Here is a 21,128-nt window from a genome sequence, read left to right on the forward strand (position 1 = left end):
CCCGCGCAGCGGGCGTATCGAGATCCACCAGCGTCAGCAGAAGGTTCTGCATGCTCCATCTGCTGACGGCGGTGGGTCTCGATACGCCGCCTGCGGCGGCTACTCGACCAGCATGAGGGGCCGCACGCCGCGGCTGCTCGAGCAGCGGGCCACGGGGGTCAGACCTCGTTGGGGTCGCCGCCGACGCGGCCGGCGCGCTCGAGCGAGGTGATCGCGTCGCGCTCGTCGGAGGTGAGCTCGAAGCCGAAGACGTCGAGGTTCTCGGCGATGCGGGCCTTCGTCGACGACTTGGGGAAGACGATGTGGCCGCGGTCGAGGTGCCAGCGCAGGACGACCTGCGCGGGCGTGACCCCGTGCGCCTCGGCCGGGCCGGTGATCACGGGCAGCTCGAGGAGCGGGTACTTGCCCTGGCCGAGCGGGCCCCACGCCTCCGTCGCGATGCCGTGCTGGGCACCGAACGCGGTGACCGTGGGCTGCTGGTGGTAGGGGTGCAGCTCGATCTGGTTGACGGCCGGCACGACCTCGGTCTCGTCGAGCAGGCGCTCGAGGTGCGGGACGAGGAAGTTCGAGACGCCGATCGAGCGGGTGCGGCCCGACTCGCGCAGCTCCTGCATCGCCTCCCAGCTCTCGACGTAGCGATCCTGAGCCGGCTTGGGCCAGTGGATGAGATAGAGGTCGACGGAGTCGAGGCCGAGCTTCTCGAGGCTCGCGTCGAGGGCACCGGGTGCGGTCGCCCGACCCTGGTCGTCGTTCCAGAGCTTGGTGGTCACGTACAGCTCGTCGCGCGCGAGACCGGAGGCGGCGATCGCGCGGCCGACGCCGACCTCGTTGCCGTAGATCGCCGCGGTGTCGATGTGGCGGTAGCCGACCTCGAGCGCCTCGGAGACGATGCGCTCGGTCTCCTCCGGGTCGACCTTGAACACTCCGAAGCCGAGCTGCGGGATGGTCGTGCCGTCGTTGAGCGTGAGGGTGGGGATGCTGGTCATGCCTCCACCCTGCCGCGAACCGCCGACATCCGACACCGGCTTGCGCCGGGCACGAGGCCTGGGACGGGGGCGACTACCCTCGAAGGGCGCCGGGTCGGGCGCACCGAGGACTCGAGGAGCACCACGTGGGCACCATCATCGCCGCCGCAGACGGCTCGGCACTGGGCAACCCGGGCCCCGCCGGCTGGGCCTGGTACGTCGACGACGAGCGCTGGGCCGCCGGCGGCTGGTCGCACGGCACCAACAACATCGGCGAGCTGACCGCCGTGCTGGAGCTGCTGCGCTCGACGGCGGACGAGACCGATCCGCTGCACATCCTCTGCGACAGCCAGTACGCCATCAAGGCCTGCACCGAGTGGCTGCCGGGCTGGAAGCGGAAGGGCTGGCGCAAGGCCGACGGCAAGCCCGTGATGAACGTGGAGATCATCAAGGCGCTCGACGAGGCGCTCCAGGGTCGCGCCGTCACCTTCGAGTGGGTGAAGGGCCACGCGAATCACCGGATGAACGAGGCCGCCGACGTCCGCGCCCGCGCCGCCGCGACGGCCTACCAGCGCCGCCGGCCGGTCGACGCCGGGCCGGGCTGGCCCACCGCGCCCGCCGCCGCTCCCGCCCCCGCCGTCGAGGACGCCCCCGCGACCCTCTTCTGAGCGCCTCGAGGGAGTCGCTTCTCAACGAGACGTTGCCGCGGACGCACGCTTCGCCATCGACGACCGACGTGACCGCGAGTTGGTCACTTCTCGCCCTCTCCGGAGCGGGGAAACGGCAGAAGCTGTCGAATCGATCCGGGCCCGCGTCGGCGTTCGGCACTTCTCGCCCTCACCGCAGTCGCGAAACGGCGGATCCTGTCGGACCGGCGTTCTCCGCCCACGGAGGGACGGGCAGCGCCGAAGATCAGGGCAGGTGCAGCAGGCCCGTCGCGATGAGCTCGCGCACGGGCGGCAGCACCGACTCCAGCACCGCCGCCTCGTCGACGTGCAGGAGCGACGCCACGGCCGACGCGATCGCCGCGAGCGACAGTTCGCCGTCTGAGGCGCCGACGACTGCGGCGAGCGCCGTGTCGACGTCCTCGACGCGTGCGAAGCCGCCGCCCTGCCGCAGCCGCAGGACCGTCGGGTCGTCGTTGCCGGGCCAGTAGTGCCGCTCCTCCGTCACGTCACCCGCGACCGTGAGCGCGAGACCGGCGAGAGCCGCGTCGTCGAGGCCGGCCAGGGCCTCCCCCGCGTCGAGGCAGTGCGCCAGGTGCCCACCGAGACCCGCGGTGGCGAACGCCGCGTCGATCCGCTCGAAGCGCCGGAGCGGCGGGCGGGCCGTCGCGGGCAGGCGCAGCGTCACGTAGCCGAAGCCGACGCCCGTGACTCCGCGGCGCTCGAAGTCGCCGACCCACGCGTCCACGAGCTGGTCGAACTCCGCGCCGCGGGTCGTGCCTCCGTCGCGGATCCACGTCTCGGCGTACACCGCCGGATCCTGGCGCTCGCGCTCGACGATCCAGACGTCGAGCGGTGAGGCGGCGCCCTCGATCCAGGCGTCCAGCCCCTCGGGGCCCGGCTCGAGCGCCTGCACGAGGGGGCTCCTGACGTCGTCGAGCCAGCCCCGCACGCGGTCGAAGGCGTCGGCCGATGCGCGGTACTCCCAGTTGCCGAGCAGCTGCGCCACTCCGCCCGGGACGAGGTGGTCGGCCGCGCCGACGATCACGCGGTGAACGATCTCGTCGCCCTCGAGGCCGCCGTCGCGGTACTCGTAGGAGGGGACCCCCGCGGCACGGGGCGTGATCACGAACGGCGGGTTGGTCACGATGTGGTCGAAGCGCTCCCCCGCGACGGGCTCGTAGAGGCTGCCGAGCCGGAACTCGATGCTCTCGATCCCGTTCAGCGCCGCGTTGAACGCCGCGAAGGCGAGCGCCCGCTCCGAGATGTCGGTAGCGACGACCCGCTCGGCGTGGCGGGAGGCGTGCAGCGCCTGGATCCCGCAGCCGGTGCCCAGGTCGAGCACGCTGCCGACCGGTCGCTGGATCATCAGGCCGGTCAGGGTCAGGCTCGCGCCGCCGACTCCCAGCACGTGGTCCTCCGACAGAGCGCGGCCGAGAGCCAGCTCGCCCAGGTCGGAGGCGATCCACCACGAGGCGGCACCGCGCAGGTCGACGAGGTCGTACGGACGCAGGTCGACCGCGGCGGTCACGACCGCTCCCGCCTCCGACTGCACAAGACCCAGCGAGATCGCCCCCTCGAGACCGAGCAGCGAGAACGCGGCGAACGCCGCCTCCGTCGAGACCGGGTCGGCGAGGAGGAACAGCCGGGCGAGCGTCGCCAGCGGGGAGTCGTCGGCCGCGAGGGCGCGCCGGGCGGGCACGCGGTCGCCGCGGTGCAGCGCCTCGCCGGCCGCCTCGCCCCACAGCTCGCGGACCGCGTCGACGCGGTAGTGGGCGTGGTCGAGGTCGTCGCGGAGGAGCGCGAGGAGCGCACGGTCGAGCTGGTCTGCAGGCTGCACCGGACCATCCTCGTGCACGGGCGATCCGCAGACCGTCCGCCACGAGGACCTCTCGCAGCTCGCCGGCGGACTCGGCCGACGTGGTGCGACACCGGTCGTACGATCGGAGCATGCCCCTCACCGGAGAATACGAACCGAGCACGTCGACCTGGGCCCGCGAGCAGGCGGAGCTGTACGAAGCCACGAACGGCCAGGAGGGGAACCTCCTCCGCGGCAAGCCGATCATCGTCCTGACCACGGTCGGCTCGAAGAGCGGCAAGCTGCGCAAGACGGCCCTCATGCGCGTCGAGCACGACGGGGAGTACGTCGTCGTCGCGTCGAAGGGCGGTGCCCCCGAGCACCCCGTCTGGTACGGCAACATGCTCAAGGAGCCGCACGTCGAGCTGCAGGACGGCGCGGAGAAGAAGGACTACACCGCGTCCGTGCTCGAGGGCGAGGCGCGCTCGATCTGGTGGGAGCGCTCCGTCGCCGCCTGGCCCGACTACGCCGAGTACCAGACGAAGACCGAGCGCGAGATCCCGCTCGTGCTGCTCACCCCCTGGGCCTGACGGTCACGCCGGGTCGACCCGCTCGGCGATGAGGTCGAGCACTCGCGGATGCGACAGCAGCGCGAAGTGCCCGACCACCGAGACCGCGATGTTCTCGCGCGCACCGACGAGCCGGCTCCCGCCCGGGATGTACTGATCGCGCATCCCGTAGATCGACGTGATGCGGGAGTCGGCGTCGCGCTCGGCGAGCAGCGTGCGGATGACCGGCCGGTGCGGTGCGAACTCGCGCAGCGCCCTGGCCGGCGCGATGCGGGCGAGCGGTGACCCGTTGAACGGGGTCGACACCGCGATCATCCGCTCGATGCGCTGATCGTCGCGGTCGTCGACGACCATCATGTGCTTGCCGATCAGGCCGCCTTTGCTGTGCGCGACGATCACGACTCCGCGCAGGTCGTTCTCGCGCAGGTACTCCTGCCCCAGGGCGGCGGAGGCGACGATCGGCCGGGTGTTGTAGCCGAGGGCCGGCAGCACGTGGATCGGATGGCCGGCCGCGTGCAGCCGGTCGGCGATCGGCTGGAGGAACTGCCACGTCTCGTAGACACCCGGGACGAGCAGCACGGGTGCGCCGTCTCCGGAGGCGTAGTGCGACACGTCCCAGCCGTCGCGCAGGTGCGCGAAGCGCGACGAGTAGGCGTAGCGGTAGTCGCGGAGGTAGGCGCGGCGCATCGAGGTGGAGCGGCGCGGGCGCCCGGACTCACGCGCCGGCATAGGCCTCTTCGAGGGTCTGGATGTCGAGACGGTTCATGGCCAGCATCGCCTGCAGGGCACGCCGTCCACCCTCGGGGTCAGGACCGCCGAGGAGGGATCCGAGCACGCTCGGCACGATCTGCCAGGAGAGGCCCCAGCGGTCCTTGAGCCAGCCGCAGCGGCTCTCCTGCCCGCCGTCGGCGACCAGCGCGTCCCACAGCCGGTCGAGCTCGGCCTGGTCCTCGACCGAGACGACGATCGAGATCGCCTCGGTGAAGGAGAACTGCGGCCCCGCGTTGATCGCCTGGAAGCGCTGACCGTCGAGCTCGAAGGTCACCGACAGCACGGTGCCGGGCGCGGGCGAGCCCTCCGGCAGCACCTGCCGATCGAGGATGCGGGAGTTCGGGACGAGGCTCGTGTAGAGGTCGACCGCCTCTCCCGCCGCGTTGTCGAACCAGAGGAACGTGCTGACCGAACCCATGAGCGTCTCCTTCGTCGAGGCCGGTGCGGCCCGGAGCGTCGCGTACCGCGAGCACCCCCGGCCGGACGGGGTCAGAGCGGGTTCACGCCGAACGCGGCCGCGAGCTTGTCGATCTTCTTGGCCCGTCCGAGGCGGGGCAGGTCGCTGCCGTCGCGGATCACGCGGCCGCGCGCCTCGAAGTCGTCGAGGAAGTCGCGTGCCCACGCCACGTCCGACGGGGTGGGGCTGATGACCTCGTTGATCACCGCGAGCTGCTCGGTGTCGAGGCAGAGCTTGCCGGTGAGGCCGAGCGAGACGGTGAGCGCCGACTGCTCGCGGAGCACGGGGTGGCTGTTCGAGACGGTCGGGCCGTCGATCGGGCCGGGCAGGTCGCCGATGCGCGAGGCCACGACGAGGCGCGAGCGGGGGTAGGCCATCGCCAGGTCGTCGGCGCTGGTTCCGGTGTCGCGGCGGTAGTCGCCGCTGCCGAAGGCGAGTCGGAAGCAGCCGCGGGCGCGGGCGATCGAGACCGCCTCCTCGATGCCGAGCGCGGACTCGACGAGGGCGAGGACGGGGGTGGAGCCGCCGAGGCGGTCGAAGGTCTCGGTGACGTGCTCGGCCGCCTCCGTCTTGGCGAGCATCACGCCGGCCAGGCCCGGGAGGCCCTTCAGCGCATCGACGTCGTCCGACCAGAACGGGGTCGAGTGGTCGTTGATGCGGACCCAGGCGCGCTTCTCGCCCTTCAGCCACTCGACGACATCGGCGCGGGCGTCGGGCTTCGCCTTCGGGTCGACCGCGTCCTCGATGTCGAGCACGATCTGGTCGGCGCGCGACGCGTGAGCGGCGTCGAACGTCTCGGTGCGGGTCGCATTGACGAGCAGCCACGAGCGCGCGATCTCGGGGGCGACGTCGCGCCCCTTGCGAACCAGGGGGGTGGGGATGGTCGACGTCACGTGGGTGTGTCCTCTCGGTGGCGCGGTCCTCGCTCCGCGAGCCCCGCCGCGAGCGACGGTGCCGGGGTCAAGGGTAGCGGGAGGCGACGGCCGTCGGCTCAGCGGCCCGCGCGCTCGGCGAGGCCCTTCACGAAGGCGGCCTGGCCGGCGTGCTGGATGTCGTCGTCGACGACCGACACCAGGCGCACCGCGAGGGTGACCGGAGGGTCCCATCGGGTGTCGACGACCCGCGCCAGCTCGTCGTCGGCGAGCGTGTCGAGATAGGCGAGCGTCTTCTCGTGCACGGCGTCGACGTAGGAGGAGAGCAGGTCGGCCGGCATCGCGGCGAGCGCCGCCACCTCGGCCGGCGAGTGGCCGTAGCCGCTCGCCTCCGGCGCGAACGGCAGACCGGAGCGCTCGTGGAAGCCGTCGGCGGTCCAGACCTGCTCGCGCTCGGCGAGAGGCGCGAGGTGGTCGTCCTGCACGCGGGTCAGGTGCCAGATCAGCCAGGCGGCGGAGTTGGCCTGGGGGTCGGCGCGGAACGCCAGCTGCTCGGGGGTGGAGTCGTCGAGGACGGCGTGCACGGTCTCGTGCACCCGGCCGAAGGCGTCGCGGAGGAGGTCGATGGCTGCGCTCATGGCGCCAGTCTGCTCGCGGAGGGGGTGAGCCCGGCACCCCTTGCGCCCGGCTCGGAGGATCCGCCGAGGCAGGTGCCGGATACTCGCACGGGTGACCCCCGGAACCCCCGACCTGGCGACGAAGCCGTGGCTGTCCTCCTACGCGGAGGGCGTCCCCACCGAGATCGATCCGCCCACCCAGACTCTCGTCGATCTGCTCGAGGACTCGGTGGCCCGCTACCGGCGCGGCACCGCCCTCGAGTTCTTCGGCGCCGAGACCAGCTACGCCGAGCTCGGCGAGAAGGTGGCGCGGGCCGCCGAGGGGCTGCGGCGCCTGGGCGTGCGGCCCGGCGACCGCGTCGCGCTCGTGCTCCCCAACTGCCCCGAGCACGTCATCGCCTTCTATGCGGCGCTCCGACTCGGCGCGATCGTCGTCGAGCACAATCCGCTCTACACGCCGCGGGAGCTGCGCCGGCAGTTCGAGGACCACGGCGCGCGCTTCGCGGTGGTCTGGGACAAGGTCGCCGACGTCGTCGCGACGATGCCGGCCGACGTCGGCATCGAGCGGGTCGTCTCGGTCGACATGACGGAGTCGTTCCCGCTCGCCAAGCGCCTCGCGCTGCGCCTCCCGCTCCCCACGGTCAGGGAGACGCGCGCGAAGCTGACCGCGAAGCCCCGAACCCGCACTCTCATCCCGTTCGACCGCCTCCTGGGCACTCGGCGCCTCGCGCGGTCGCACCCGCGGCCCTCGCTCGGCGACACCGCCCTGCTGCAGTACACGAGCGGCACCACGGGCACCCCCAAGGGCGCGATCCTCTCGCACGCCAACCTCCGCGCCAACGCGATGCAGGGGCGCGCCTGGGTGCCGGGCCTGCGTGAGGGCGACGAGACCTTCTACGCGGTGCTGCCGCTCTTCCACGCCTACGGACTGACGCTCTGCCTCACCTTCGCGATCAGCATCGGCGCGAAGGTCGTGCTGTTCCCCACCTTCGACGTGGCGCTGGTCAAGGGTGCGGCGAAGACGTCTCCCCCGACGTTCCTGCCCGCGGTGCCGCCGGTCTACGAGGCGCTCGCGCGCGCCTCCGAGCGGGGCGAGCTCGACCTGCGCAGCATCCGCTTCGCCATCTCGGGCGCCATGGGGCTCCCGGTTGCGACCGTCGACCGCTGGGAGCGCGCCAGCCGCGGCCTGCTCGTCGAGGGCTACGGGATGACGGAGTCCTCCCCCGTCGCACTGGGCAATCCGGTCGGTCCGACCCGGCGCCCGGGCACGGTCGGTGTGCCGTTCCCGAGCACCGAGATCCGCCTGGTCGACCCGGCCGACCCCTCCGTCGATCGCAGGGCCGGCGAGTCGGGCGAGCTGCTGCTGCGCGGCCCGCAGGTCTTCCAGGGCTACTGGAAGCGTCCCGACGAGACGGCCGAGACGCTCCTCGCGGGCGGCTGGCTCCGCACCGGCGACATCGCGACCATCTCGGCCGACGGCTTCGTCACGATCGTCGACCGCGCCAAGGAGCTCATCATCACGGGCGGCTTCAACGTCTCGCCCTCCGAGGTCGAGGGCGTGCTCGAGTCGCACCCCGACGTCGTGCGCGCCGCGGTCGTCGGGCTCCCCCGCGCTGACGGAGGCGAGAGCGTGGCCGCCGCGGTCGTGCTGCGCCCCGGCACGGCGGTCGACACCGAGGCGCTCCGCGACTTCTGCCGCGGGCACCTCACCCCCTACAAGGTGCCGAAGCGGGTCGACGTCGTCACCGAGCTGCCGACGTCGCTGATCGGCAAGGTGCTGCGGCGCGAGGTGCGCCAGCGGCTGATGGCCACGAACAGCTGAACTGAGGAGGACACCGTGGCGAGGATCGTGCAGTACCGCGAGATCGGCGGACCCGAGGTGCTCGAGGTGGTCGACGCTCCCGAGCCGGAGGCGCCCGCCGACGGCGTCGTCGTCGCGATCCGCGCGGCAGGCGTCAACCCGATCGAGTGGAAGATCCGCTCGGGGCTCCGACCGAGCCCGCCCCTCACGTCGCCCCGCCGACTCGGCGCTGACGGGGCGGGAGTCGTCACCGCGGTCGGTGCCGACGTCTCCGGCTGGAGCATCGGCGACGAGGTGATCGTGACCGGCGCGACCGGGACGTACGGCTCCTCCGTCGTCGTGGCGCCCGAGGCGCTCGACGCGAAGCCCGCGGGCCTGGGGTTCGAGGAGGCGGCGGCGCTCGGCATCCCGATCGGCACCGCCTACCAGGCCGTCGTGTCGCTCGGAGTCGCGGAGGGATCGACCTTCGTCGTCCACGCGGGAGCCGGCGCGGTCGGGCAGGCGGCGGTCCAGTTCGCCCGCGAGCGCGGCGCGACCGTGATCGCGACGGCCAGCCCGGCGAACCACGATCGACTCCGCGAGCTGGGTGCCGTGCCCGTCGCCTACGGGCCGGGGCTCGAGGAGCGACTGCGCGAGGCCGCCCCCGACGGGGTCGACCGCGTGCTCGACGCGGCGGGCACCGACGAGGCGATCGCCGCCTCCCTCGCGCTCGTGGACGACCCGCAGCACGTCGGGACGGTCGTCGTCGGTGCGCGAGCGGCCGAGCTGGGCATCAGAGCGTGGATGGGCGGCAGCCCGGTGCCGCTCACCGACGAGGAGCAGCGCCTGCGCCGCGAGGCGGTGCCGCACGCGGCGCGGCTCGCCGCCGAGGGGCGCTTCTCGGTCGAGACCGGGCCGCGGTTCTCGCTCGACGAGGTCGCGGAGGCGCACCGGCTGAGCGAGGACGGCCACGTCCGCGGGAAGATCCTCCTGGTGCCGTAGGCGCCCCCACCGCACCGAAGGAGCCCGCCGTGCCGGACGATGCCACCACCCCCGTGATCCTCGGAGGAGCGCGGACTCCGTTCGCGCGCTTCTCAGGGGCCTTCGCCTCGCTGTCGGCGGTCGAGCTCGGCGCCGCCGCCGTACGGGCGGCCCTCGAGCGCTCGGGTGCGTCGCCGGCCGACGTCGATGCGGTGATCCTCGGGCAGGTGCTGCAGGCGGGGGCCGGGCAGGGTCCGGCGCGGCAGACGTCGGTCCGCGCGGGGCTGGGCTGGGACGTGCCGACCGTCACGATCAACAAGCTCTGCCTGTCGGGCCTCACCGCCGTCATCGACGCGGCGCGTCTCATCCGCACCGGAGAGGCGTCGGTCGTGGTCGCCGGCGGTCAGGAGTCGATGACCGGCGCCCCGCACCTCCTGCTCGGCGCGCGATCGGGTCTCGGAGTCGGTGCACGCCCGCTCGAGGACGCGCTGCTGCACGACGGGCTGCTCGATCCCTTCGACGACCGCATCATGGGGCGGGTCACCGACGACGGCAACGCCGAGCGGGGCATCCGCCGCGAACGGCAGGACGCCTACGCTGCCCTCTCGCACCAGCGCGCCGCCACCGCACGGGCCTCGGGCGTCCTGGCCGAGGAGATCGCGCCGGTCGCGGTGCCCCAGCGCCGGGGCGACGACCTGGTCGTCACCGAGGACGACGGGATCCGGCCCGGGACGACGGTCGGGATCCTCGCGGGGCTGGCCCCCGCCTTCTCCCCGGAGGGGACGATCACGGCAGGCAGCTCCTCTCCACTCAGCGACGGGGCGGCCGCGCTCGTCGTCGTGTCGAAGGGCTGGGCTGCGGCGCGCCGGCTGCCCTGGATCGCCGAGATCCTCGAGCACGGGCAGGTCGCCGGACCCGACAACTCGCTGCACTCGCAGCCGTCGGCCGCCATCCTCCGTGCCCTGGCCCGCCGCGGGGCCGCGGTGGCCGACCTCGACCTGATCGAGATCAACGAGGCGTTCGCCTCGGTGGTGCTGCAGTCGGCCGACGATCTCGGCGTCGCTCCCGAGTCGGTCAACGTCGACGGAGGCGCGATCGCGCTCGGGCACCCCGTCGGCGCCTCCGGGGCGCGCCTCGCCCTGCATCTCGCGCTCGCCCTCCGGCGGCGCGGCGGAGGCCTCGGGGTCGCCGCGCTCTGCGGCGGCGGCGGACAGGGCGAGGCGCTGCTGCTGCGGGTGTGACCGTTCGCTCATCGGCCCCGCAGCGCCTCCAGGCCTCGGCCGCGCGGAGAGAGGGCGAGGCCCGCCAGGGGGATCAGAGCGGTGAGCGCCAGCAGTGCTCCGACATCGCTCGCGGCGAGCCGGAGGGCGAGCGGTGACCACGGGAGGAGGACCGCTGCCGCACCCACTCCGATCAGCAGCCCCACTCCCGTCTGCAGGGCCGTCTCGACGGTGAGGGCGAGCAGGAGGCGCGGGCTCGACATCCCGAGGCTGCGGTACAGGGCGAGGTCGCGGCGTCGAGCGAGCCAGGTCGCGCCGATGCCCAGCGCGCCGAGCGCGGCTCCGAGCGGTGGGCCGGCCGCGGAGAGGCGACCGGCCAGGCGGGAGTCGAGCGCGTCGCCGGGGCCGAGAGCGGGATCGAAGGGCGCGATCGTCGACTCGTACTCGGCGGGGAACCACGAGAGGGCGATCGCCTCGACTCCCGCGAGCGCCTCGTCGTCGGCCTCGACGAAGCACTCGACGACCGTCCCGGTGGCGGGTTCCGCGACGACGACGGCTCGATCGAGGAAGGGGATCCGGGGTGACGCGGCGGCCACCTGATCGATCCGGAGGGCGCGGGACTCGCCGTCGACGACGACGCCCGCCAGGGTGCCTGATCCGCTGAGTCCGGCGCGGGAGCCGAGGAGCGAGCCCGCCACAGCCGATCGCGACTCGTCCCGTCGGAGTGCCGCGCCGGGCCAGACCACCTCCGCGTAGCCCGGTGTCGCCGTGACCAGGGTGACGGACGAGCCGTCGGCCGCCGGCACCGTGGCGCTCTCGGTGACCCCTCCCGCCCCGGCCACCCCGGCGACGGACCGGAGTGCGTCGCAGCGGGCTGCGGGGAGAGGGACGCGATCCTTCGCCGAGATCGTCAGGACGGTGGAGCCCGCGAGGACGCGCTCCGCCGCCTCCGTCTCGACGGCGCCGACCTCGGCGCCGGTGAGCGCGGGCACCAGCAGACCCGCGAGGAGCGCGGTCGACACCGCCAGCGCGCTCAACGCCGAATGCCCGGCGACTGTCCGGACCGCCTCCTGCGCGAGGACGCCTCCACGGAAGCGCCGGTCAGCCACTGCGGGCCTCCCGAGGGTCGACGAGCAGCCCCGCGTCGATCCGGAGGAGGCGGTCGCAGGCCTCGGCGACGACGGGATCGTGAGTGGCGACGACGACCGCCGCGCCCTCCTGCGCCGCCCTCGTCAGGGCGTCGATCACGAAGGATCGCGACACCGCGTCGAGCGCGGCGGTGGGCTCGTCGGCCAGGATCAGCGCGCTCTCCGCGGCCATCGCCCGGGCCACGGCCACTCTCTGCCGCTCACCGCCGGAGAGCCGGTGCACCGCCTGCGGAGCGAGCGTCTCGATTCCGAGAGCCGTCATCACCCCGATCGCCGTTCTCTCCGCCGCACGGCGGGTGGATCCCGAGGAGAGAGCCCCCAGGGCGACGTTGTCGAGGGCGCTGCGGCGGGCGAGCACGGGGGTCGACTGGACGATCCAGGCAGCACTCTCCCGCGCCACCGTCCGCACGGTGCCGCGGGTCGGGCGGAGGTCTCCCGCCACGACGCCGAGGAGGGTGGACTTGCCTGCTCCGGACGGGCCGACGAGGGCGACGGTCTCTCCGGACGAGAGGGCGAGCGACACGTCCTGGAGGATCGGGCGGGAGCCGCGGACGACCCCCACGCCGTCGAGCGTCACGAGCACGGCGGCTCCCCCGTCGCGGAGGCGACGAGCACCTCGTCGTCGTCGCCGAGCGGACCCGAGACGGTGCTGCGACCGAGCGCGCTCGACTCGACGGTGACCTCGACCGGCTCCCCGCTCGCCCCCGCCCGCCGCCTGAGGAGGCAGGCCGCGCCCGACCCGCTCTCGTCGACAGCGGTGCTCGGGACCACCCAGGTGCCGGGGGTCGGCTCGGCGATCAGCACGGCGTCGATCCTCGCCAGAGCGGGGTCGATCATCTCGTCGAGCGCACCCCAGCCGGTGGCGTCGACACCCAGCCGGTCGACCGACAGGGGGAGCTCCCGCCCGCCGATCTCGAGCCGCTCCCCCGCGGCCGCGACGACGGCGCTCTGCACGGTCGCTTCGGCGCCCTCGCCCGCCTCCGAGGTCCCCACCGCGTCGAGCAGCGCGGACGAGAGGGGCGGCCGGCTCGTCGCCACGGCGTCTCCCGGGACGGGCGCCGGCGCTCCGACGCGGAGCGTCGTCGTCGCGATGCGCACCTCCGGCTGCGGCAGGAAGACCAGCCAGGCGGGGTCGAACGCCTCGAGCGCGTCAGACCCCGGCACCCCCAGATCGTCCGCGAGGGAGCGGACTCCGGTCAGGGTCCGAGCGGTGAACTCATCCGAGTCGGACGCGGAGAGGTCCCGGCGGGCGAGCAGGCGGTTGAGCGAGGCGACGTCCGCCCCCTCGTCGCCGCGCCGGAGCTCCCGGCCGAACGGTCGATCGGAGGCGACGGCCGGCCGGTCGATCCCGCCGACGGTCGCCACGACGTCTCCGTCGCGCAGGAGGGTGCCCGGCGCGATCCCGGTCGCCTCGACGATCCCGCTCCACGCCGGGGCGTAGAGCTCGACGGCGGCACGCCTGCCGACGACGACGCCGACCGCGCGCCGGGACGCGGCCGTGCTCGCCTGCACCGGCGACCAGACGTCGATGCTCGGTGCGAGCCCCGCCGTCCGGGTGGACTCCGCGAGCACGAGGTACCCGCCGATGGGGAGCGCGATCCACGCGAGCAGCCCGAGTGCGAGGGAAGCGCGCACGATCACGGAACCCGCGGAGATCCGCGATCGCCGCGCCGCTCCTCGCACCACGTCAGTACCCCGCCGAGAGCGACGTCATCTCGGGGTAGAGGCGCGAGGCCTCGCTCAGCACGCAGTCGACCGCCTCCTCGGCCTCGGCCTCGCCGACGGAGTCGACGAAGTCGGCGACCTCGGTCTCCTCGCCCGTCGCCGTGAGCCCCTTGCCGCGCAGGCACTCGGCGGTCGCCTCCGCCAGAGGTGCGTCCATCACCTGCGGCTGCGACAGCTCGTAGGCCTGGGCCGCGCTCGTGCGGTGGACGGCCTCGCACTCGTCGATGTCGGCCAGCGCGGCGGTCTGCTCGCGCGTGCCGATGTCGACCGAGGACTGGTACCTCACCCCGTCCACCGGGCTGATCTGCGGGCCCTCGACGCTCAGGCCCTTGTCGGTGAGACAGCGGGCGTAGAGGACGAACGACGCGTCGTACTCCTCGAAGGTCACGACGCCGTCCTCGAGGAGCTCCGCCTGCTCCTCGTGCCCGGCGTCCCGCTCCTGGGCCGCGAGCGCCTCGATCCGACCGGACGACATCGGCTCGTGACGGACGGAGCCGCTCGGGCCTCCGGCGGCGCAGCCGGCGAGCCCGAGGAGCGCGGCGAGACCGGCGAGCGCGGTGATGGATCGTCGCATCACGTGTTCCGCGGGTATCCGCCGTTGATCGAGTGGTTGCCGTAGACCGTCGCGGACTGCGGGTTCGACCGGCTCGCGGTGACGCTCCCCCAGTTGTACTGCCACGATCCGACCGAGGCTCCGGCGATCGCGCGGGCACCCGCGGACTTGTTGCCCCAGCAGTACCCGTTGAAGGACGTGAAGGCGACGGCCTGGCCTCCGCTCGGGTTGCTGCGGTAGTAGTACGCGCCCGAGTTGCAGCCGCCGCCCGGCGTGATCTGACTCGACCCCGAGCCGTAGGCGAGAGCCGTGGGCGCGGCGAGACCTGCGACGAGGGCCGCCGAGGCGAGGGCGACCAGAGCTGTGCGCCGTGATCGACGAGACATGATTCCTCCTTGATGGCGGGGCGGGTGGGATCCGCCCCGAGGTGAGTAGTGCTCAGATCGTAGGACTCAGCCTCCCATACTCGGATGGTGATCGGCACGTCTCGGGACGACTGCGTGCTCTTCCGCTCCTGTGGAGGAGCGAAGCGTCAATCGCGGGCCCGCCGATGCCGCTCCCCGCGGTCCGGTGCCGCCTCAGTACCCCACCGAGAGGGCGGGCATCTCGGGATAGAGGCGGGTCGCCTCATCGAGGACGCAGTCCATCACCACGTCGTCCTCGGCCTCTCCGACCGACTCGACGAAGTCGACGACGTTCGCCTCCTCCCCCGTCGCGGAGAGGCCCCTCCCGGTCAGGCACTCCCCGGTCGCCGTCGCGAGCGGGGGATCCATGACCTGCGGTCGGGACAGCTCGTAGGCCTGGGCGACGCTCGTCGAGTACCTCGCCTGGCACTCGTCGATGTCGGCGAGCGCGGCGGACCGCTCCCGCGTGCCGATGTCGGTCGACGACTCGTATCTGACACCGTCCACCGGGCTGACCTGAGGACCCTCGACCGTGAAGCCCTTGCCGGTCAGGCACTCGGCGTAGCGGGTGAAGGACGCGTCGTACTCCTCGAACGTCACGACGCCGTCCTCGAGGGACTCCGCCTGCTCGTCGTGACCCGACTCGCGCTCCTGCTCCCCGAGGGCCTCGATCTGCGCGGACGACAGCGGCTCGTGCCGGACGGAGTCGTCCGGCACCGCTCCCGAGCAGCCCGCGAGCACGAGCAGCACGACGGCTCCCGAGCCGGAGAGCGCGAGACCTCGACGCCCCATCAGGTGCTCCGCACGTATCCGCCGTTGATGGAGTGGTTGCCGTACACCGTGGCGTTCGCGGGCTTCGTGATCGAGGCGCTCACCGAGCCCCAGTTGTACTGCCACTTGCCGACCGACGCTCCGGCGATCGGCTGCGCCCCCGCCGACTTGTTGCCCCAGCAGTACCCGTCGAACGAGGTGAAGGCGTTGGCTCTGCCGCTGCCCGCATCGCTCCGGTAGTAGTAGGTGCCGGCATTGCAGCCGCCTCCCGGGGTGATCCTGGCCTGGCCCGACCCGTACGCCTCCGCCGGAGCGGCGACCGCTCCGGCGAGAAGAGCGGCGGCGATCGCTGCCGCGATCCGACGTGTGCGCAGTGACATGGTGTTCCTCCTCGATGCGAGACGGCCGATCCGTCTCGACGAGGTGAGCATATGTCGCAGTACCATCTCAGTATGCACTCCGCGACGCCGGCCGTGCACAGGCAACCAAGTGCGACGCCGTGGAGGAGCACCGAGCCCGAGGGCCGCAGCTCCGCTCCCGGATACGCTCGACGGATGAGCATCCTCAGCGCCGACGGCCTCGCCTTCGTGACCGATCGCCACCTGGCCACCCTCTCGACCCCGTGGCAGCAGGGGCGCCTCCACGTCGTCGCCGTCGGGTTCACCTATGAGGACGGAGTGGTGCGCGTCATCACCTCGCGCGAGAGCCAGAAGGTGCTGAACGTCCGTCGCGGCGGCACCGCGACCGTCAGCCAGGTCGACGGCATCCGCTGGCTCAGCCTCGGCGGCCCCGCGACGATCGAGGAGGAGCCCGATGCCGTCGCGCACGCGGTCGAGCTCTACTCCGCTCGGTACCGGACGCCGCGCCCGAACCCGCTCCGCGTCGCCATCCGCATCGACGTCGACTTCGCCCTCGCCTCCTCGGGCCTCCGCGCGGAGTAGCCGGGTGCCCCGCTCCGACGCCCTCGGCCGGGGTGCACCCGTCTCGTCGCAGCGCACCTACCGCTACGTCCGCGTCTCGCTCTGCGCAGCCGTTCTCCTGCTCGGCGTCGGCGTCGTCTGGCACCTGATCGCTCTCGGTCCCCTCCGCTCGATCAGCGCCGCGTACTACACGCCGGCGCGCAGCGTCTTCGTCGGCGCCCTCGTCGCCGTAGCCGTCGCGCTCGTCGTGCTGGCGGGCCGCAGTGTCCGGCGCTACCTGCTCCTCCTGGCCGGGATGATCGCGCCGATCATCGCGCTGGTCCCCGTTCCGCTCGACGCCGGCGAGCTGCCCGGCGCCGGCTGCGCCGACGGCGCCGCGCGCTGCCTGCCCGCGGGCACTGTCGACGAGGTCGCGGTGGGGATGCTCGCCTACCTGACCGTGTCGGCCGCGGTGCTCGCCGCCTCCGTCGTCTTCCTCGCACTCGACCGCTCCCTCGACCGCTGGGCCGTCCTGCGCTGCGGCATCGCCGCGCTCCTGCTCGCGGCCGTCGGGCTCTGGTCGACGCAGCCGTCGTTCGGCCTCGTCGCGCACTACGCGGCCGCCGGTGCCTTCTTCGTGCTGATCGCCGCCGTCGCCGGGATCCACGCGGCGGAGGTCGGCGCCGAGGGGGTCACCGGACCGGGCTCGCCCGTCGTCTACGCGCGCTGCTACGCGGCCCTCGCGGCCCTGATCGCTCTGGTCGAGGTGCTGCTGATCGCGCTCGTCGCCACGGGCAGCGGCGCGAGTCTGCTGGGCGACCAGTGGCTCCTGATCGGCGAGGCGGCCGCGCTGGCGCTGTTCGCGGCGTTCTGGGTGCTGCAGACCGTCGAGAACTGGGACGAGCCGGACGCGACCGTGCGCTGACACATCGTGTCCCCCGAATACGGCGCACTCTCTCGCGCGGCGGGGGGAGCTGTCAACCTCCGTGACCTCTCGGGATCCCGGTCATACGGTCGGGATCGACGACGCCGCTCTCCCCTCACCCCCACCGGACGGTCACCACCGCCCGGTGATCGGCGGCGCGTCAGCGCGACCCCACCCTCGACGAAGAAGGAAGTCACATGATCGACAGCACTGCGATCGACAGCATCATCGGATCCCCCGTCCACGGCTCCGACGGAGACAAGATCGGCTCGGTCGAGCAGGTCTACGTCGCCGACGAGAGCGGAACGCCCGTCTGGGCGACCGTCCGCACCGGTCTCTTCGGCACCTCGGAGTCGTTCGTCCCGCTCGAGGGCGCCTCGTTCGACGACGGCCGCCTGAGCGTCGCCTACGACAAGTCGTTCGTGAAGGACGCACCGCGGATCGACGCCGACGGCGCGCTCAACGCCGACGAGGAGGCGGACCTCTACCGCTACTACAACCTCGGCGGCGCGGCCTCGGCCTCCGAGACCGAGAACGTCGACAGCGCGGCCGGCTTCGGCGGGACGACCGACGTCGACACCACTCCCGACCACGCCACCACCACCGGCGTCGACACCACCGTCGGCCACGACACCTCCGGCCCGACCACCGACGACGCGATGACGCGCTCCGAGGAGCAGCTGCACGTCGGCACCGAGCGCGTGGAGGCCGGGCGCGCCCGCCTCCGCAAGCACGTCGTCACCGAGCAGGAGACCGTCACCGTGCCGGTCAGCCACGACGAGGTCCGCGTCGTCCGCGAGCCGATCACCGATGCGAACATCGGCTCGGCGACCGCCGGCCCGGACCTCAGCGAGGAGGAGCACGAGGTCGTCCTCACCGAGGACCGCGTCGTCGCCGCCAAGGAGACCGTCCCGGTCGAGCGCGTCTCGCTCGGCACCGAGACGGTCACCGAAGAGCGCCAGGTGACCGAGGACGTCAGCCACGAGGAGATCGAGATCGACGACGCGACCTCGCGCCGCACGACCGACGGCGTCTGACGACTCCGAGAACACCACGTCGCAGCGGCGGGGGCGATGACCGCCTCCGCCGCTGCGGCGTTCGCAGCACCCCGGCCGCAGCAGCGCCCGCCGGGAGGACCACCGAGGAGAACCGTGTCCCAGACCAGCACCGAGCGCGAGCAGACCGCTCCCGATCCTGACGACTCCCGCAAGCCCGACGATCCGACGGATGTCACCGCGCGCTCCTGGGGCTACGTCCTCAAGAAGACGCTGCGCGAGTTCGGCGCCGATCAGTGCACCGACCTCGCCGCGGCGCTCACCTACTACGCGGTCCTCGCCCTCTTCCCGGGCCTCCTGGCGATCGTCTCGATCCTGGGGCTCTTCGGGCAGGCCGAGTCGACCACGAGCACCGTGCTCGAGCTCGCGGGCGGCTTCGTCTCCCCCGACGTCCTCGACACGGTCCGCGGCCCGCTGCAGGAGCTGACCTCCTCGAACGCCGCCGGCGTCGCCTTCGTCGCCGGCCTGCTCGGCGCGCTCTGGTCGGCCTCCGGCTACGTCGGCGCCTTCGGCCGCGCGATGAACCGGATCTACGGGATCGACGAGGGGCGCCCGATCTGGAAGCTCCGCCCGACGATGCTCGGCATCACCCTCGTGACGGTCGCGCTGCTCGTGATCGCCGGCCTCATCCTCGTGCTCAGCGGACCGATCGCCGAGACCATCGGCGACGCCATCGGCCTGGGCGAGGTCGCTCTCACGGTGTGGAGCATCGCGAAGTGGCCGGTCCTGATCGTGATCATGGTGGTCATCGTCGCCGTGCTCTACCACTGGTCACCCAATGTGAAGCAGCCGAAGTTCGCCTGGACGAGCCTCGGCTCGGTCCTCGCCCTCGTGATCTGGGCCCTCGCCTCCGCCGGCTTCGCCTTCTACGTCGCGAACTTCAGCAACTACAACAAGACCTACGGCGCACTGGGCGGCGTGATCGTCTTCCTCCTCTGGCTCTGGATCACGAACCTTGCGCTGCTGTTCGGCGCCGAGTTCGACGCCGAGCTCGAGCGCGGCCGTCAGCTGCAGGCCGGCATCGAGGCGGAGGAGGTCCTCCAGCTCCCGCCGCGCGACACCCGCCTCAGCGAGAAGAAGGCGAAGAAGCACGCGGACGACGTGGCCGACGGCCGCGAGCTGCGCGAGAGCGCCGGGAAGCCGCAGAAATGAGCGACCCCGTCTCGGTGATCCGCTCGGAGGAGCGGCTCGAGGTCACGACGGTCCGCACCGCGACCGAGCGCCTGCGCATCCGGAGGGTCATCGTGACGGAGGAGCGCACCGTCACGGTCCGCCTCCGCCGCGAGGAGCTGGTGATCGAGCGGGAGCCGGTCGAGAGCTCGCCGGTCGGCGACTCCCCGGTCGCCGGCCCGGTGACGATGGTCCTGCACGCGGAGGAGCCCGTCGTCACCACCCGCGTCGTCCCCGTCGAGCGCGTCAGTGTGATCGTCGACCGCATCACGGCGATGCGGACGGTCAGCGACTCGGTCCGCAAGGAGCGCGTCGACGTGCACCGCTCGGTCTCGGCGCTGCTCGACGAGAACGCGGAGTAGCCGGCCGTCCGCGTCAGGCGAGGAACTCGGCGAGCGCGGCGAGCAGGCGATCGACGTCCTCCTCGTCGGTGTACGGAGCCACACCGATGCGCAGTCCCGCCGAATCCTCGAGGCCGAGACGGTCGAAGGCCTCGCGCGCGTAGAACGAGCCCGCCGGTGCCAGGACGTCGCGCTCCGCGAGGAACCGCGAGGCGTCGGCGGAGGCGTGCGACGCGAACGTCACCAGCAGCGTCGGGGTGCGGTCCCGCGCCCTCGAGTGCACGGTGACCTCGTCGCCGAGGGCCGCCAGACCCGACTCGAGTCGTGTCCGCAGCGCGAGCTCGTGCTCGTGGACGGCCTGGGCCGACGCCAGCAGTCGCGCCCGCCGACCGATCGCGTCGCCCGGTGCGATCGCGGCGAGGAACTCCACCGCGGCCGTCACTCCCGCCAGGATCTCGTAGGGCAGCGTGCCGAACTCGAACCGCTCGGGGACGACGTCGGTCGAGGGCAGCAGCTTGTCCGGATGCAGCGATTCGAGCAGCTCCGGGGCCGCGACGAGCACGCCGCAGTGCGGACCGAGGAACTTGTACGGCGAGCAGACGAAGAAGTCCGCGCCGAGCGCGCTCACGTCGACCGCCGAGTGCGCGGTGTAGTGCACGCCGTCGATGTAGACGAGAGCGCCGACGGCGTGCGCCGCGTCGGCGATCGCGCGCACGGGCGGGATCGTGCCGAGCAGGTTGGAGGCGGCCGTGATCGCCACGAGCCTCGTGCGCTCCGTGATCGCGCCGGCGACCGACCCCGGGTCGATCTCCGCTGTCGCGGGATCGAAGTCGATCCAGCGCACCGTGGCGCCGGCCGCCGCAGCCGCCTGGATCCACGGGCGCACGTTCGCGTCGTGATCCAGCCGCGACACGACGACCTCGTCGCCCGGCGCCCAGGTCTTGGCCAGGTGCCGCGAGAAGTCGTAGGTGAGCTGGGTCGCGCTCCGGCCGTGGACGACACCCCTGCCGTCGTCGCCCAGGAGATCGGCGATCGCGGAGCGGAACCCGGCGACGCACTCCTCGGCGTTGCGCTCGGAGACGGTCGCTGACCCGCGGATCGACAGCGGCCCCGTGATCGTGCGGAGGATCGCCTCGCCGACCGCGGTGGGAGTCTGCGTCCCGCCCGGCCCGTCGAAGTGCGCGATGCCGGACTGGAGACTGGGGAAGTGCGCGCGGAGGGCGGCGATCTCGAGGGCCATGCCCTCACTGTCGCAGACGCAGGTCGGAGGCGCGGGATCGACTCCGGACGGCCCGGGAACGACGAAGGCCCGCTCTCACGAGCGGGCCTTCACGTGCTGATCTGATCAGCACTGGTGGATCCGAGGGGATTCGAACCCCTGACCTCTTCATTGCGAACGAAGCGCGCTACCAACTGCGCCACGGACCCGTGCCCTTCGAACC

At 72.8% G+C, this 21,128-nt stretch carries 23 protein-coding genes, 1 tRNA gene and 1 pseudogene; 10 read left to right on the forward strand and 15 right to left on the reverse strand.

The window, feature by feature from the left end:
• Nucleotides 1-158: 158 nt before the first annotated feature.
• Complete coding sequence (locus GRS92_RS12485) at nt 159-986, reverse strand: aldo/keto reductase (RefSeq protein ID WP_159856820.1); 828 nt, start codon at nt 984-986, stop codon at nt 159-161.
• A gap of 125 nt (nt 987-1,111) precedes the next feature.
• Between GRS92_RS12485 and GRS92_RS12490 the strand changes: the two are divergent.
• Nucleotides 1,112-1,621 (forward strand): annotated as a pseudogene (locus GRS92_RS12490) (ribonuclease H family protein); the annotation flags it as partial.
• 256 nt (nt 1,622-1,877) lie between these two features.
• On the opposite strand, the gene GRS92_RS12495 reads toward GRS92_RS12490, so the two are convergent.
• Nucleotides 1,878-3,470, reverse strand: coding sequence for a DUF7059 domain-containing protein (locus GRS92_RS12495; protein ID WP_159856824.1), 1,593 nt, complete (start codon nt 3,468-3,470; stop codon nt 1,878-1,880).
• A gap of 110 nt (nt 3,471-3,580) precedes the next feature.
• Between GRS92_RS12495 and GRS92_RS12500 the strand changes: the two genes are divergently transcribed.
• Nucleotides 3,581-4,018: a nitroreductase family deazaflavin-dependent oxidoreductase gene (locus GRS92_RS12500; protein WP_159856833.1), complete on the forward strand. Its 438-nt coding sequence runs from the start codon at nt 3,581-3,583 to the stop codon at nt 4,016-4,018.
• A gap of 3 nt (nt 4,019-4,021) precedes the next feature.
• Here the strand turns inward: GRS92_RS12500 and GRS92_RS12505 are convergent, their stop codons facing one another.
• From GRS92_RS12505 to GRS92_RS12520, 4 genes are all read right to left on the reverse strand, one after another.
• On the reverse strand, nt 4,022-4,726 hold the full coding sequence (locus GRS92_RS12505) for an esterase/lipase family protein (RefSeq protein WP_159856835.1): 705 nt from the start codon (nt 4,724-4,726) through the stop codon (nt 4,022-4,024).
• Nucleotides 4,713-5,186 carry a VOC family protein gene (locus GRS92_RS12510; protein WP_159856837.1) on the reverse strand — a complete coding sequence of 158 codons (474 nt, stop codon included), beginning with the start codon at nt 5,184-5,186 and terminating at the stop codon, nt 4,713-4,715. The genes GRS92_RS12505 and GRS92_RS12510 overlap by 14 nt, the downstream gene beginning before the upstream one ends.
• A 71-nt stretch (nt 5,187-5,257) precedes the next feature.
• A complete protein-coding gene (locus GRS92_RS12515) occupies nt 5,258-6,118 on the reverse strand; it encodes an HpcH/HpaI aldolase/citrate lyase family protein (RefSeq protein ID WP_204162098.1) in 861 nt (286 codons plus the stop codon).
• A gap of 98 nt (nt 6,119-6,216) precedes the next feature.
• Entirely contained in the window at nt 6,217-6,735 is a 519-nt protein-coding gene (locus GRS92_RS12520; RefSeq protein WP_159856839.1) for a mycothiol transferase, read from the reverse strand.
• Between the two features lie 91 nt (nt 6,736-6,826).
• On the opposite strand from GRS92_RS12520, the gene GRS92_RS12525 reads away from it, so the two are divergent.
• Genes GRS92_RS12525 through GRS92_RS12535 form a run of 3 tightly spaced genes read left to right on the forward strand, consistent with a single transcriptional unit; the run spans nt 6,827 to nt 10,716 of the window.
• Complete coding sequence (locus GRS92_RS12525) at nt 6,827-8,536, forward strand: long-chain-fatty-acid--CoA ligase (RefSeq protein ID WP_159856841.1); 1,710 nt, start codon at nt 6,827-6,829, stop codon at nt 8,534-8,536.
• Between the two features lie 15 nt (nt 8,537-8,551).
• Nucleotides 8,552-9,496 (forward strand): NADP-dependent oxidoreductase, encoded by a 945-nt coding sequence (locus tag GRS92_RS12530; RefSeq protein WP_159856843.1) that lies wholly within the window; start codon nt 8,552-8,554, stop codon nt 9,494-9,496.
• Nucleotides 9,497-9,525: 29 nt separating this feature from the next.
• A complete protein-coding gene (locus GRS92_RS12535; RefSeq protein ID WP_159856845.1) occupies nt 9,526-10,716 on the forward strand; it encodes an acetyl-CoA C-acyltransferase in 1,191 nt (396 codons plus the stop codon).
• A gap of 8 nt (nt 10,717-10,724) precedes the next feature.
• Here GRS92_RS12535 and GRS92_RS12540 read toward each other — a convergent pair whose 3' ends face one another.
• From GRS92_RS12540 to GRS92_RS12570, 7 genes are all read right to left on the reverse strand, one after another.
• The gene (locus GRS92_RS12540; RefSeq protein WP_159856847.1) at nt 10,725-11,804 is read right to left on the reverse strand and encodes a hypothetical protein; all 1,080 of its coding nucleotides are present in this window, start codon (nt 11,802-11,804) and stop codon (nt 10,725-10,727) included.
• Complete coding sequence (locus tag GRS92_RS12545) at nt 11,797-12,426, reverse strand: ATP-binding cassette domain-containing protein (protein ID WP_159856849.1); 630 nt, start codon at nt 12,424-12,426, stop codon at nt 11,797-11,799. The genes GRS92_RS12540 and GRS92_RS12545 overlap by 8 nt, the downstream gene beginning before the upstream one ends.
• Complete coding sequence (locus tag GRS92_RS12550; RefSeq protein WP_159856851.1) at nt 12,417-13,478, reverse strand: hypothetical protein; 1,062 nt, start codon at nt 13,476-13,478, stop codon at nt 12,417-12,419. Before GRS92_RS12550 ends, GRS92_RS12545 begins: the two co-directional genes overlap by 10 nt.
• Nucleotides 13,479-13,530: 52 nt before the next feature.
• Nucleotides 13,531-14,142 carry a hypothetical protein gene (locus GRS92_RS12555; RefSeq protein WP_159856853.1) on the reverse strand — a complete coding sequence of 204 codons (612 nt, stop codon included), beginning with the start codon at nt 14,140-14,142 and terminating at the stop codon, nt 13,531-13,533.
• Nucleotides 14,142-14,507: a hypothetical protein gene (locus GRS92_RS12560; protein ID WP_159856855.1), complete on the reverse strand. Its 366-nt coding sequence runs from the start codon at nt 14,505-14,507 to the stop codon at nt 14,142-14,144. The genes GRS92_RS12555 and GRS92_RS12560 overlap by 1 nt, the downstream gene beginning before the upstream one ends.
• A gap of 192 nt (nt 14,508-14,699) precedes the next feature.
• Nucleotides 14,700-15,317 (reverse strand): hypothetical protein, encoded by a 618-nt coding sequence (locus GRS92_RS12565; RefSeq protein WP_159856857.1) that lies wholly within the window; start codon nt 15,315-15,317, stop codon nt 14,700-14,702.
• Nucleotides 15,317-15,676 carry a hypothetical protein gene (locus tag GRS92_RS12570; protein ID WP_159856859.1) on the reverse strand — a complete coding sequence of 120 codons (360 nt, stop codon included), beginning with the start codon at nt 15,674-15,676 and terminating at the stop codon, nt 15,317-15,319. Before GRS92_RS12570 ends, GRS92_RS12565 begins: the two co-directional genes overlap by 1 nt.
• 174 nt (nt 15,677-15,850) lie before the next feature.
• Between GRS92_RS12570 and GRS92_RS12575 the strand changes: the two genes are divergently transcribed.
• From GRS92_RS12575 to GRS92_RS12595, 5 genes are all read left to right on the forward strand, one after another.
• Entirely contained in the window at nt 15,851-16,237 is a 387-nt protein-coding gene (locus tag GRS92_RS12575) for a pyridoxamine 5'-phosphate oxidase family protein (RefSeq protein ID WP_159856861.1), read from the forward strand.
• Between the two features lie 4 nt (nt 16,238-16,241).
• On the forward strand, nt 16,242-17,120 hold the full coding sequence (locus GRS92_RS12580) for a hypothetical protein (protein ID WP_159856863.1): 879 nt from the start codon (nt 16,242-16,244) through the stop codon (nt 17,118-17,120).
• A 197-nt stretch (nt 17,121-17,317) separates the two neighbouring features.
• A complete protein-coding gene (locus GRS92_RS12585; RefSeq protein WP_159856865.1) occupies nt 17,318-18,157 on the forward strand; it encodes a DUF2382 domain-containing protein in 840 nt (279 codons plus the stop codon).
• Between the two features lie 114 nt (nt 18,158-18,271).
• Nucleotides 18,272-19,327: a YihY/virulence factor BrkB family protein gene (locus GRS92_RS12590; RefSeq protein ID WP_159856867.1), complete on the forward strand. Its 1,056-nt coding sequence runs from the start codon at nt 18,272-18,274 to the stop codon at nt 19,325-19,327.
• Nucleotides 19,324-19,707, forward strand: coding sequence for a DUF2382 domain-containing protein (locus GRS92_RS12595; RefSeq protein WP_159856869.1), 384 nt, complete (start codon nt 19,324-19,326; stop codon nt 19,705-19,707). The genes GRS92_RS12590 and GRS92_RS12595 overlap by 4 nt, the downstream gene beginning before the upstream one ends.
• Before the next feature lie 13 nt (nt 19,708-19,720).
• Here the strand turns inward: GRS92_RS12595 and GRS92_RS12600 are convergent, their stop codons facing one another.
• Together GRS92_RS12600 and GRS92_RS12605 are read right to left on the reverse strand one after the other, a co-directional pair.
• On the reverse strand, nt 19,721-20,926 hold the full coding sequence (locus tag GRS92_RS12600) for a cysteine desulfurase-like protein (RefSeq protein WP_159856871.1): 1,206 nt from the start codon (nt 20,924-20,926) through the stop codon (nt 19,721-19,723).
• Between the two features lie 112 nt (nt 20,927-21,038).
• A tRNA-Ala gene (locus tag GRS92_RS12605) sits at nt 21,039-21,114 on the reverse strand.
• Nucleotides 21,115-21,128 lie beyond the last annotated feature (14 nt).

Origin of the sequence: Rathayibacter sp. VKM Ac-2754, assembly GCF_009807095.1 — a bacterium.
Lineage (GTDB): Bacteria > Actinomycetota > Actinomycetes > Actinomycetales > Microbacteriaceae > Rathayibacter.